At 65.0% G+C, this 13,158-nt stretch carries 6 protein-coding genes; 2 read left to right on the top strand and 4 right to left on the bottom strand.

Going from position 1 to position 13,158, the window contains the following annotated elements:
• The first annotated feature begins 249 nt into the window (after nucleotides 1-249).
• Entirely contained in the window at nucleotides 250-3,090 is a 2,841-nt protein-coding gene (locus MRBLMU1_RS13745; protein WP_363502190.1) for a TonB-dependent receptor domain-containing protein, read from the top strand.
• A gap of 52 nt (nucleotides 3,091-3,142) precedes the next feature.
• Here MRBLMU1_RS13745 and MRBLMU1_RS13740 read toward each other — a convergent pair whose 3' ends face one another.
• Entirely contained in the window at nucleotides 3,143-6,061 is a 2,919-nt protein-coding gene (locus tag MRBLMU1_RS13740) for a TonB-dependent receptor domain-containing protein (protein WP_363502188.1), read from the bottom strand.
• Nucleotides 6,062-6,485: 424 nt separating this feature from the next.
• Nucleotides 6,486-7,565: a 3-deoxy-7-phosphoheptulonate synthase AroG gene (gene aroG, locus MRBLMU1_RS13735; protein WP_363502186.1), complete on the bottom strand. Its 1,080-nt coding sequence runs from the start codon at nucleotides 7,563-7,565 to the stop codon at nucleotides 6,486-6,488.
• A 551-nt stretch (nucleotides 7,566-8,116) separates the two neighbouring features.
• On the opposite strand from aroG, the gene MRBLMU1_RS13730 reads away from it, so the two are divergent.
• On the top strand, nucleotides 8,117-10,765 hold the full coding sequence (locus MRBLMU1_RS13730; RefSeq protein WP_363502184.1) for a TonB-dependent receptor: 2,649 nt from the start codon (nucleotides 8,117-8,119) through the stop codon (nucleotides 10,763-10,765).
• Between the two features lie 90 nt (nucleotides 10,766-10,855).
• Here the strand turns inward: MRBLMU1_RS13730 and tldD are convergent, their stop codons facing one another.
• Together tldD and MRBLMU1_RS13720 are read right to left on the bottom strand one after the other, a co-directional pair.
• Entirely contained in the window at nucleotides 10,856-12,316 is a 1,461-nt protein-coding gene (gene tldD / locus MRBLMU1_RS13725; RefSeq protein ID WP_363502182.1) for a metalloprotease TldD, read from the bottom strand.
• Between the two features lie 43 nt (nucleotides 12,317-12,359).
• The gene (locus MRBLMU1_RS13720; protein WP_363502180.1) at nucleotides 12,360-13,157 is read right to left on the bottom strand and encodes a carbon-nitrogen hydrolase family protein; all 798 of its coding nucleotides are present in this window, start codon (nucleotides 13,155-13,157) and stop codon (nucleotides 12,360-12,362) included.
• Nucleotide 13,158: the final 1 nt, after the last annotated feature.

Raw genomic sequence — 13,158 nt, 5'->3', positions numbered from 1 at the left:
AATTTTCACGACACGCGCGGCCGCGCCCCACCAAATTAGAGCGTTTTGACGCGCCGCTTTGGCGCGCGCGCGGCCGCCGGCGCATCGCGCCGATACGTCAAACGGTGCCCAGCCGCCGCATTGACACCAAAACGCGCCGGGTGCTTTGATAGCACTATGGAAAGAACGTTCAAGGCCTTTCCGGGGCGGACAGACCGCCGACACAACATCTCACACCCGTGTTTGCCGTTTTAAATTGGGAGTCACACAATGATGGTTGAAACAGTTTTGTCACGTTCGGTACGCCTGATCTGCGCCGGCGGCCTGGCCCTCGGCATGCAGGCGGCCGTGGCGCAAACCGAAGACGCGCCGATCCAGCGCGTCGAGATCACCGGCTCGAGCATCAAACGCATCACCGCCGAGGGCGCGCTGCCGGTGCAGACGCTGACGAAGGCGCAGATCGAACAGAGCGGCGCGGCCAGCGTCGCCGACCTGATCGCCACCTTGCCGTCGATGCAGGGCTTCACCACGTCGTCGATGTCGGTCAACGGCGGCGGCGGCGGCCTGCAATCGGCGTCGATCCACTCGATCGGCGAAGGCTACACCCTGGTGCTGCTCAACGGGCGCCGGCTGGCGCCGGCCACCTCCGGCTCGACCGTCAACCTGGCCAGCATCCCGCTGGCGGCGGTCGAGAAGGTCGAGATCCTGACCGACGGCGCCAACACCTTGTACGGCTCGGACGCGATCGCCGGCGTGGTCAACTTCATCCTCAAGAAAAACCAGACCGACGCCGTCATCGAGGGTTCCTACAGCCAGCCGCGCAGCCGCGGCGGACGCACCCAGACCGCGTCGATCTCCAAGGGCTGGGGCGACATCGAGAAGGACGGCTTCAACGTGCTGGTGTCGGCCTCGCACGACGAGACCAAGGCCTCGTGGGCGCGCGACCGCGACTTTTCCAAGAGCGGCGTGATCCCGTTCTCGTCGAACGGCAAGAACTACAGCCTCTACCAGCTGAGCTCGAATTCGATGCCCGGCACCGCCACCGTCCAGTACACCAATCCCGACCAGTCGGCGGGCAGCGTGCTCTTCAGCCCCAACCTGCTGGCCACCGGCGCCTGCAACGGCAAGAACCTGTTCCGCATCAGCCCGACCCGCTGCCAGTTCGACTACGCCGCCACCGTGCAAAACACCCCGGCCATCAAGCGCGACAGCGTGTTCGCCTCGCTCAACTACAAGATCAACGAGAACGCCAATTTCTTCGCCGAGGCGCTCGGGTCGTCGTTCACCAACACCGCCCAGTACGCGCCGCCGGCCCAGCCGCTGGGCGTGCCGCTCAACAGCGCGCTGTACGCCCGCTCGATCGCGCCCTACCTGGCGCGCGTCGGCGTGCCGGCCGGCGCCACCGTCGACAGCGCGACGATGAGCCTGCGCCTGGTCGATGCCGGCGGCCGCGCCGACAACTACAAAACCGTCGCCAAGCACCTCGCCTTCGGCGTCGACGGCGCCTTCAAGGGCTTCGACTACCGCGCCGCGTTCACGCACTCGGAAAACAAGCAGACCGACACCGCCGCCGGCGGCTACATGAGCCTGAACGCCTTCGACGACCTCGTCACGTCCGGCCAGTTCGATCCGTTCGCGCCGCCGGGCACCTCGCAAGGCATCCTGGCGCCGGCCGTGCTGGGCATCCAGTTCGGCGAGACCAAGTCCACGCTCGACCAGATCCAGGCCAGCGCGACGACCGAAGTGTTCAAGATGCCGGCCGGCGCGGCCCAGCTGGCCGTCGGCGCCGACTTCACCCGCCAGAAATATTCGGAGGCGCCGAGCCCGTACAACCAGGGCCCGAACAAGCAGCAGCCGGACTTCGACGACGCCGTCGTCGGCGGCACCTCCGGCGCGTTGCCGGTCGACGCCAGCCGCAAGAACTGGGGCGCCTATGGCGAGTTGCTGCTGCCGGTGCTCAAAAACATGGACCTGACCGCGTCGACCCGCTACGACGATTTCGGCGCCGTCACCAACGACAAGAACTTCGACACCGACGGCAACCTGCTCGGCTCGGGCAAGCAGGGCAAGACCGCCAGCAAGGCGACCTACAAACTGGCGCTGCGCTGGAATCCGGTCGAGATGCTGCTGGTGCGCGCGTCCTACGGCACCGGTTTCAAGGCGCCGGTGCTGACCGACATCGTCAAGCCGCTGGTCAACGGCGGCTCGTCGCAGTTCCATAACTGCCCGATCACCTCGCCGACCGATCCGCGCTTCCGCCTGTGCCACGGCCCGGCCGAATACGCCCTGCTCACCGGCGGCAACGCCGCCACCGGCGAAGGCGCGCTGCTGCCGGAGGAATCGAAGCAAGCCACCTTGGGCTTCCGCCTCGAGCCGATCCCCAGCCTGTCGCTCGGCTTCGACTTCTGGGACGTCAAGCTGACCAACCAGATCGCCACCTTGTCGGAAAACCTGGTGTTCGAGAATCCGACCGTGTACGACAGCCTGCTGCGCAGCTACTTCGACCCGATCCAGAAGCAGGACGTGCTGGTGGCCGCGCTGACCCCGTTCAACCTGTCGACCGCGCACTACCAGGGCATCGACTGGGACCACACCTACCGCACCAGCACCGCGCTGGGCAAGGTGGCGCTGCAGTGGACCGGCACCTTCATGACCAAGGCCGAGCAGGACAATCCCGGCACCGGCGTGGAGAAGAACATCGGCCGCTTCAACTCGTACGCCGACGTCACGTTCCGCGTGATCTCGAAGCTGACCGCATCGCTGCGCACCAATATGTTCATCCACTCGCTGACGGCCAACTACCACTCGGGTTACACCGACCAGGAATACAACGAGGACAACTCGGTGGTGCGTGAAATCCTGGCCGACGGCACCTTGGGCGGTTACGTGCCGCTGACGCGCCGCGTCAGTTCGTACACCACGTTCGACTGGCAGACCAAGGCGCAGCTGACCAAGCAGTTCTCGCTGACGGCCGGCATCAAGAACCTGGCCGACATCGACCCGCCGTTCAGCATGCGCAACGCCGGCGGCGGCAACCAGTCCGGCTACGACGGCCGCTACACCGACCCGCTGGGACGGACGTTCTACCTGACGGGCAATTACAAGTTCTGATACGGACCAGATGGTGAAAAAGGACTCTTCGGAGTCCTTTTTTTTTGCCGCATCAGAACCGGTAATTGCCGGTGATGTAGAACGACCGCCCGCGCGGATCGCTGTAGCGCGCGTCGTACCCGAGCTGGTTGCCGCCGCCGGCGTTCTGCAGCGTCAGCGGCGGATCGCGGTCGAACAGGTTCTTGATCCCGGCCGTCAAGGTGAACGCGCCAAAATCATATTTCCCTTGCCAATCGAAGGTCGTGTACGACGCCGTCCGCAAGCCATCGAACGCCACCGAATCGCCGATGCTGCCATCCGGATTGACCGCGAAGATCGCCGTGTCGACCGGATACGGCTGGTCATGGTAGCCCGAGCGATAGTTGGCCGTCAGCGTGTTGGTCAGCTTGCCCGTGACCAGGCTCAGATTCAAATTGCTCTGCAGACGAAACACCACCGCGTTGTCCGGCCCGAACCGCCCCAGGTCGGACTGCACCTCCCCTCCCGCGGTGGTGGTGTAGTCCTGCTTGAGCATGTACGTGCCGGTCCACCCCGCCCGCAGATCGCCGATGCGCGACCGCAGCCGATACGTGAAGTCCCAGTCGATGCCGCGGTAATTGGCCACGCCGCCGTTGATCGGCGCCAGGATATAGCCGATGGTGGTGTAGCCGGCCGGGTCCGGATACGGATTGACGAACAGCCGCTGGTACGCCTGCGGATTGGCGAACCCCACCTGCTCCGGCACACCAGCCGACAACACCTGGTTGCGGATCTGCACGTTCCACAAATCCATTCCCAGCGACAGGCCCGTCAGCGGTTCGACCCGCCCGCCGACGGTCCATTGCTTCGACTTCTCCGGCTGCAGCCCGTCGGCGCCGCTGGCGCCGTTCGGGCCGGTCAACAGGTCGTACTGCGCCGAGCCGACCTGGCAACCGCGCGAGCCGGGGAACGGACAGGCGTAGCTGCCGGCCGTGCTGCCGAAGAAGGTCGGCGAGCCGGCGATGTCGTTGATGTTGGGCGCCTTGAAGCCGGTGCCGTACGAGGCGCGCAGCAGCACCGTGTCGAGCGGCGTCCAGCGCGCGCTGACCTTGTACGTGGCCTTGCTGAAGTCGTTGCCGACGTCGCCGCCGGGCAGGCGCTGGCGCAGGCCGCTGGCGTCGGCCAGCCGCTCGAAGATGTAACCGCTGTGGGTCTTGTCGTAGCTGTCGTAGCGCGCCGCCACGGTCGCCTCCAGGGTCTTGGTGGCCGGCAGCAGCATCTCGGTGAACACGCCCCAGTTGTCGCGCTTGGCGTCGAACGGCACCTGGCCGTAGTTGCCGCCAACCGGGTAGTTGGCCGACGCCGGCTGCGTCGAATAGCCGGAGCCGGACAGGATGGTCGGATGGTAATCGGTCTGGTAACGCGTCTTCGAAAAGTCGCCGCCCACCGAAACGATGGACATGCCGCCCGGCAGGCTGAACATGTCGTGCTGCGCCGCCCCGTGCAAGGTGTCCAGTTTGGAGTCGGTCCTGGAGAACACGGTGCCGTTGACCAGCGCGCCGCGCAGCTGTTCGGCGCCGATGCCGGTCACCGGATCGTAGGCGCCGGAGGCGACCAGCGCGGCCAGCTTGTCGTAGTCGGAATAACCGCCGGCGGCCACATCCTTGAGCTTGGTCTTCGACAGGATCAGGCTGGCGTTCCAGGTCCAGCCGAAGTGGTTGCCGTCGATGCCGGCGGCGAAGTGGCGCGCGTCGGTCTGGTATTTGTCGGCGCGCCCGCCGATCAGCACCGAGCGGTAGCCCAGGGTCGCCTCGCCGCTGGGGTTTTCCAGGTTGTTGGCGTCCAGGTAGGGCTGCACATAGCGCGCATACAATTGCGGGAAGCGGTCGGTGGTGTTGACGCCCATCGGCTGGGCCGACGGCGCGTACTGCGCGGTCATCGCATAGCTCGACAACACCAGTTCGCCCCACACCGACATCGTGTCGTTGAGCTTCAAAGTGCCCTTGAGCAGGCCGCTGTCGCGGTGCGAACCGGGAATGTTCTCCACTGTCGCGCCATAATTAAACCGGCATTGCGTGCCCTGCGGACCGGCCAGCGCGCTGCCGCAATTGCCGTTGGCGGCCAGGTAGGGATTGATCGCCACGCCGCTGGTCTCGACCGTGTCGGCCGAGCCGCGCGGACGCACGTTGAACGTGATGTTGGCCGGCTCGGTGTTGCCGGTGCGCTGGTCGAAGTAATACTGGCGCCCGCCGCTGCCGAAGCGGAAGAAGGCGCCGCGCGCCGAAAAGTCGCGTTGCAGCGCCGTCAGCCGCTCCTGCTCCTCGTGGCTGTACGAGGCCAGGATGTTCCAGCCGTCCTTCTCCAGATCGCCCCAGCCCTTGGTGATGCCGGCGCTCGACCACGAGCCGCCGGATTTCTTCGGCTGGCCGTAGGTGGCGTACATCTCGCCCTTGGTCAAATCCTTTTTCAGGATGAAGTTGACCACGCCGGCGATGGCGTCCGAACCGTACAGCGCCGAGGCGCCGTCGGCCAGGATCTCGACGCGCTCGACCGCCTCGAGCGGGATGCTCTCGATGTTGACCGCGTAGCCGCCACCCTGGCTGGAACCGAGCGCGCTCGGCGCCATGCGCTGGCCGTCCAGCAGCACCAGGGTGTATTTCGACGGCAGCGAGTGCAGCGCGGCCGTGGTGACGCCGGCGCCGCCGCCGTTGACCGAGCTCGACGCCGGCACGAAGCCCTGCATCGACGGCTGCATCTGGATCAGTTCGGTCGCCGAGGTGGCGCCGCTTTGTTTGATGTCGGCCGCGCTGAGCACCTGCACCGGCAACGCCCCCTCCCTGGCGATGCGCTTGATCGACGAACCGGTGATCTCCACGCGCGGCATGACCGGGTCGCCGGCCGCCGCCTCCTGCGCGAGGACCGGCGCCGGCAGGGCCAGCAGGCCGAGCGCGCACCAGGCGCCTCCGGCAAACATCAAGCGCAACGAACGGCACAACACTGTTTCCTGCATCATGGCCCACCTCCGCAATAATTTTGGAAAACACCGGCCCAAGCAATGCCGCGAACTGAAGCGCTCGTCTAAATCACGTAGGGCGGATTAGCGCAGCGTAATCGGCCATGCATGCGCACCGGCGGCCCATACATGGCCGATTACGGCGTTCCGCCTAATCCGCCCTACGAATGGCGTGTCTGTCCAACGCCCGCAGCCAAGGTGGCAACGGATCGCGATCATCATTGGTACCGATTGGTTTAGTTAAGGAAGGTGTCCATCGACACCTAGCGTGGTTAGTATAAAAACATGCCACGGAATTAAGTGTCAACCGATCTTGGGCTCGATTCGGGGTTCTTACAACAGCATTGATAGTCAGATGCAAAAACAAACGGCCCCATATGGCGACTGGGGCCGTTCGTGTCGCCGGAGCGTCGCGCCGGCGGTTTTACTTCGAGGCAGCTTCTGCTGCCTGGGTGGCAAGACGGCGCTGGCGCACGGCGGCGGCCAGGCCTTGCAGCACCCGCACGCTGCTGTCCCAATCGATGCAGCCGTCGGTCACCGACTGGCCGTAGGTCAGTTCCTTGCCCGGCACCAGATCCTGGCGGCCCGCCACCAGATGCGACTCGACCATCACGCCGACGATGCGGCTGTCGCCGCCGGCGACCTGTTGCGCGATGTCGGCGCACACCGGCACCTGGTTCTCCGGCTTCTTCGAGCTGTTGGCGTGCGAGGCGTCGATCATCAGGCGCGCGGCCAGGCCCTGCGCGGCGATCGCCTTGCAGGCCTCCTCGACGCTGGCGGCGTCGTAGTTGGGTGCCTTGCCGCCGCGCAGGATGATGTGGCAATCCTCGTTGCCGGCGGTCGAGACGATGGCCGAGTGGCCGCCCTTGGTGACCGACAAGAAATGGTGCGGTTGCGAAGCGGCCTTGATCGCCTCGACGGCGATCTTGACGTTGCCGTCGGTGCCGTTCTTGAAGCCGACCGGACAGGACAGGCCGGACGCCAGCTCGCGGTGCACCTGCGACTCGGTGGTGCGGGCGCCGATCGCGCCCCAGCTGATCAGGTCGGCGATGTATTGCGGGCTGATGACGTCGAGGTATTCGGTGCCGGCCGGCAGGCCCAGCTCGTTGATGTCGCGCAACAATTCGCGCGCCATGCGCAAGCCGTCGTTGATGCGGAAGCTGCTGTCCATGTACGGGTCGTTGATCATGCCCTTCCAGCCGACGGTGGTGCGCGGCTTCTCGAAGTACACGCGCATGACGATCTCCAGGTCGCCGGCCAGTTCGCGGCGCAGCTGGACCAGGCGCTTGGCGTATTCCATGGCCGCCTTCGGATCGTGGATCGAGCACGGGCCGATGACCACCATCAGGCGGTCGTCCTGGCCGTGCAGGATGCGGTGCAGCGCGATGCGGGCGTTGGCGGCGGTGTGCTCGGCCGCCTCGCTGCAGGCGAACTCGCGGATCAGGTGCGACGGTGGAACCAATTCCTTCATCTCGCGGATGCGCAGATCGTCGGTACGGGGCATGCTGTTCTCCAAGTATTCAAAAATGTCGGGGTAAAAAAAAACCGCCTCATCAGGCGGTTTTTTCAGGATTTGCGGGAACTCGTTTTTACTTCTACGTGCACCGGCCGCTACTCCACCGCCTTGGGGTTGGAATCGCTAAAGTAAAAGTAGCCGGTAAAGAAGAAGTGGGTCATGAACGTGTTCGACAGGTATTGGGTAAATATCGTGGAATGACTATAACGCCAACGCGCAACGCTTGGCAAGCTATTTCTTGACTGCCCTCAACGTCACCACTACAGAAATTTACACCTTGCGCCTTGTCTTTACATCTTATCGACTGTGACCAATTGTAATCGCCGCAGCGCGCGTGCCAGCGCCAGCCTTGGTCTTTTGCGCATAAATCGCTCTTTACAGGTGTGAGCGTTTGCCACTGTTGGTTATCCGCACTGTTATTGAATGGTCATTGTCCGCTCGGCACGCCGAATGTTTTGATGGCTCGCCCCGCCCGTGCCAAGAGCCCGGACAGGGCCGCAGATGAAAACCCATCCATCCAAATAGCAGGAGTAATAATAATGATCATTGAAAGAGCGATGTCCCGTACGCTGCGCCTGATGTTCGCCGGCGGCCTTGCGGTGTCCATGCAGGCCAACGCGCAAATCCAATCCGACGGCGACGAAGCCGGCATGCAGCGCGTCGAAGTGACCGGTTCCAGCATCAAGCGCCTGGCCTCGGAGACGGCCTTGCCGATCACCACCATCAAGGCCAGCGACTTCGTCAAGCAGGGGCTGACGACGGCGGCCGAAGTGCTGAACACCATTTCGATGAACCAGAGCTCGACCGGCAGCAGCCAGTCGGTCGGCTCCGGCACCGGCGGCGTCGCCAGCGCCGACCTGCGCGGCCTCGGCGCCAACAAGACCCTGGTGCTGCTGAACGGCCGCCGCATCGCCAGCCACCCGTTCAACGGCTCCAGCGTCGACCTCAACATCATTCCGCTGTCGGCGCTGGAACGGGTCGAAGTGCTGCGCGACGGCGCCTCGGCCATCTACGGCACCGACGCCATCGGCGGCGTCATCAACTTCATCACCAAGCGCGAAGTGCAAGGCCTGACCGTCAGCGTCGAGCGCTTCCAGCCGCAGGCCAGCGGCGCCGGCGGCGAATCGCGCCTGAACCTGTCGGGCGGCTTCGGCGACCTCGACAAGGACGGCTACAACTTCTTCGGCGTGGTCGACCTGCACAAGCAGACCGTGCTGGCCGCCGCCGACCGCGACTTCGCCAGCACCAGCGTGCGTCCCGACCGCGGCGTCAACAACAGCAGCGGCACCTCGCAGCCGGGCAACTTCTTCTCCGACAACGGCATCACCGGCAACCCCTACTACGGCAGCGGCTGCGTCGGCAAGGGGCTGATCGCCAACGCCGCCAACGGCACCTGCCGCACCGACACCACCCAATACATCCAGGCGATTCCGAAGACGCAGCAGGAATCCTTCCTCGGCAAGGCCACCTTCAAGCTGGGCGGCGACAACCTCGCCACGGTGGAATACCTGCACAGCCGCAGCACCAACACCAGCGCCATCGCGCCGTCGCCGCTGACGGGCCTGACCTTGACCTCGTCCAGCCCCTACTACCCGGGCGGCAGCGCCGGCGTGCCGGCCGTCGCCGGCCTGACCGGCGAGGACCTCAGCGTCAACTGGCGCACCGTCGCGGCCGGCAACCGCATGGGCTACGACACCAGCATCTCCGACCGCCTGGTGCTCGGCTCGGAAGGCCTGGTGGCCGGCTGGGACTACAACGTCGGCCTGACCTGGGCCATCAGCAAGGCCAGCAGCGCCTTCGTCGGCGGCTACACCAACGACTCGCTGATGCAGGCTGGCGTGCTCAACGGCACGCTCAATCCGTTCGGCGAGCAATCGGCCGAGGGCCAGGCCTACATCGACGCGGCGCAGCTGCGCGGCGAATACCTGTCGGCCAAGATGACCAGCGTCGGCGTCGACGCCAAGGTCAGCCGGGAAATCTACCGGCTGCCGGCGGGCGCCGTCGGCTTCGCCATCGGCACCGAGTTCCGTCACGATAAGGCCACCTACGACGTCAACACCGAGCTGGCCTCGCAGGCGTCGAGCTCGGGCTACGCCGACGCCCAGGACCAGGCCGGCCAGCGCAACATCGCCGCGCTGTACTCGGAGCTGAGCGTGCCGCTGGCCAGGGACGTCGAACTGTCGATGGCCGCGCGCTACGACCACTACAACGACGTCGGCGGCAGCTTCAATCCGAAGATCGGCCTGCGCTGGCAACCGGTCAAGCAACTGATGCTGCGTACCTCGTACAACACCGGCTTCCGCGCGCCCACCCTGTACGACCTGCACGGCCCGGCCACGTCGACCTTCACCAGCAACTCGTATGACGATCCGGTGCTGTGCCCGGGCGGCACGGCGGTGTCGGGCGCCAATCCGAATCTGGCGTGCAACCAGCAGCAGTACATCCGCAGCGGCGGCAACATCGACCTCAAGCCGGAAAAGTCGAAGACCTTCAGCATCGGCGCGGTGTTCGAACCGACCAACGCCGTCAGCATGTCGCTCGACTATTTCAACATCAAGATCAAGGACAAGATCGGCACGGTGTCGGAGACCACCATCTTCGACAACTACGACAAGTACGCCAGCTACTTCGTGTACTCGGCCGACGGCAAGACCTTGCAGTATGTGAACGCGGTGCTGGACAACCTGGGCGAGGTGCACACGTCGGGCATCGACGCCAGCCTGCGCTGGAAATTGCCGCGCACGGCGGCCGGCGATTTCAGTTTCGTGGTCGATGGCACCTGGGTGCACAGCTATGAATATCAAAACGAGCCGGGCGGCGCGTATGTTGAAAACGTCGGCGTGTATGCGGAAAATTCACCGGTGTTCCGCTGGAAGCACAACGCCGCGATCAACTGGAAGAAGGGGCCGTGGAGCGCGAGTTTCGCCAACAAGTATATGAGCGGCTATGTCGATCAGAACGATGTGGCGGAGGCTTATTATCACAAGGTGCGCGCGTATTCGACGTATTCGCTGTCGGCCAGTTATGCGGGGCTCAAGAATACGGATTTGACGGTGGGGGTCAAGAATTTGTTCGACACCAATCCGCCTTATACCAACCAGGGGACGACGTTCCAGAGTGGTTACGATCCGCGTTACACCGATCCGTTGGGCCGGACGTTTTATGTGAAGGCGACGTATAAGTTTTAACGGTTGATCGAGGCGTAGACCCGCACGGCCAACCGGGGTCGTACCCCGTACGGGGTACGACCCCATGTGGCCGCAGTGCGGGTTTGGGGGTTAAGCCGTGCCGCCCACGGTGACGCCGTCGATGCGCAACGTCGGCTGGCCCACGCCGACCGGCACGCTCTGGCCTTCCTTGCCGCACACGCCGACACCAGGATCCAGCCGCATGTCGTTGCCGATCATCGAGACGCGGTTCAACACCTCCGGTCCGTTGCCGATCAAGGTCGCGCCCTTGACCGGATACGTGATCTTGCCGTTCTCGACCATATACGCCTCGCTGGCCGAGAACACGAACTTGCCGTTGGTGATGTCGACCTGTCCGCCGCCGAAATTGACCGCGTACAAACCGTTCTTGACCGACGCCAGGATTTCCTCCGGGTCCTTGTCGCCGCCGAGCATATAGGTGTTCGTCATGCGCGGCATCGGCAGGTGCGCGAACGATTCGCGGCGCGCGTTGCCGGTCACCGGCATCTTCATCAGGCGCGCGTTCATCGTGTCCTGGATGTAGCCCTTCAGGATGCCGTCCTCGATCAGGGTCGTGCACTGCGTCGGATTGCCTTCGTCGTCGATGTTCAGCGAACCGCGGCGATCGGCCAGTGTGCCGTCGTCCACCACCGTCACGCCCTTGGCCGCGACGCGTTCGCCGATGCGGCCGGAGAAGGTCGACGAACCCTTGCGGTTGAAGTCGCCCTCAAGGCCGTGGCCGATGGCCTCGTGCAGCAGGATGCCGGGCCAGCCCGGCCCCAGCACGACCGTCATCGGACCGGCCGGCGCCGGACGCGCGTCCAGGTTGACGACGGCCGACTTGACCGCCTCGGTGGCGTAGAAGTCCAGCAAGGTGTCGCTGAAGTAACCGTAATCGTAGCGGCCGCCGCCACCGGACGAACCCATCTCGCGCCGGCCGTTCTGCTCGACGATGACGGTCAGCGACACCCGCACCAGCGGACGGATGTCGGCCGCCAGCACGCCGTCGCTGCGCACCACCAGCACCACGTCGTATTCGCCGGCCAGGCCCGCCATGACCTGCACCACGCGCGGGTCCTTGGCGCGCGCCATCTTCTCGATGCGCTCAAGCAGCTTGACCTTGGCGGTCGCGTCCAGCGAAGCGAGCGGATCGTTCGGCATGTACAGCGAGCGGCCACCGGTCGGCGTCATCGCGCCGGCCACCTTGATCTTGCCGGCGCCGGCGCGGGCGATGGTGCGGGTCGCGGTGGCCGCGTCCATCAGCGCCGCTTCGGAAATCTCGTCGGAGTAGGCGAAGGCGGTCTTGTCGCCGGAAATGGCGCGCACGCCGACGCCCTGGTCGATGGAGAAGCTGCCGGTCTTGACGATGCCCTCCTCCAGGCTCCAGCCCTCGTTCTTGGTGAACTGGAAATACAGGTCGGCATAGTCGACCTTGTGCGTGAACATCGCGCCCAGCGTCTTGAGCAGCTTGGCCTCGTCCAGTCCGAACGGCGTCAGCAGGATATCGCGCGCGACGGCCAGGGTGGCCAGATTCGGTTCAAAAGGCTTCATGATGGTGCTCCGGTTCGAGATGATTGTGCGATTGTCTTGGGTATCACATGGTGCGGTGCTTCAGCGCGGGCAGGCTCTGGCGCACGCCTTCGATGAACAGCGGATCGATGTCGCCCTTGACCACGCCCTCGCCCTCGGCCAGCACGTCCTTGATCGCGCCCCACGGGTCGATCAGCATGCTGTGGCCCCAGGTGCGGCGGCCGTTCGGATGCGTGCCGCCCTGCGCCGCCGCCAGCACATAGCACTGGTTTTCGATGGCGCGCGCGCGCAGCAGGATTTCCCAGTGGGCCTGGCCGGTGGTGTAGGTGAACGCGGCCGGCACGACGATCAGCGAGACCGGTCCCATCGCGCGGTACAGCTCGGGGAAGCGCAGGTCGTAGCAGACCGACATGCCGACCTTGCCGAACGGCGCGTCGACCACGCCGACGTTCCTGCCCGGCACGATGGTTTTCGATTCGTTGTACGACTCCGTGCCCTTGGTGAAGCCGAACAGGTGGATCTTGTCGTAGCGGCCGACGTGCTCGCCCTGGGCGTTGTAGACCAGGGTGGTGTTGACGACTTTTTCCGGATCGTCGGACGCCAGCGGCAAGGTGCCGCCGATCAGCCAGATCTCCAGTTCGCGCGCCAGCGAGGACATGAAGTCCTGGATCGGGCCCTGCCCCAGCGGCTCGGCCACGGCCACCTTGTCGCTGTCGCTCAGGCCCATGATGGCCCAGTACTCGGGCAGCAGCACCAGGGTGGCGCCGCCGTCGGCGGCCTGCGTCACCAGCCGGCGCGCGGTGGCGATGTTCTCCGTCACGGACGGCGAGGAAATCATTTGTACTGCGGCGACTTTAGTCATG

The organism is Burkholderia sp. LMU1-1-1.1 (assembly GCF_040675865.1).
Lineage (GTDB): Bacteria > Pseudomonadota > Gammaproteobacteria > Burkholderiales > Burkholderiaceae_D > Rugamonas.
This window is presented reverse-complemented; position numbering and strand designations above follow the sequence as displayed.

Excerpts from the sequence above, each read along its gene's own strand:
- MRBLMU1_RS13730 (WP_363502184.1), top strand. The coding sequence starts at position 8,117 with ATGATCATTGAAAGAGCGATGTCCCGTACGCTGCGCCTGATGTTCGCC.
- MRBLMU1_RS13745 (WP_363502190.1), top strand. The coding sequence starts at position 250 with ATGATGGTTGAAACAGTTTTGTCACGTTCGGTACGCCTGATCTGCGCC.
- tldD (WP_363502182.1), bottom strand. The coding sequence starts at position 12,316 with ATGAAGCCTTTTGAACCGAATCTGGCCACCCTGGCCGTCGCGCGCGAT.
- aroG (WP_363502186.1), bottom strand. The coding sequence starts at position 7,565 with ATGCCCCGTACCGACGATCTGCGCATCCGCGAGATGAAGGAATTGGTT.
- MRBLMU1_RS13720 (WP_363502180.1), bottom strand. The coding sequence starts at position 13,157 with ATGACTAAAGTCGCCGCAGTACAAATGATTTCCTCGCCGTCCGTGACG.
- MRBLMU1_RS13740 (WP_363502188.1), bottom strand. The coding sequence starts at position 6,061 with ATGATGCAGGAAACAGTGTTGTGCCGTTCGTTGCGCTTGATGTTTGCC.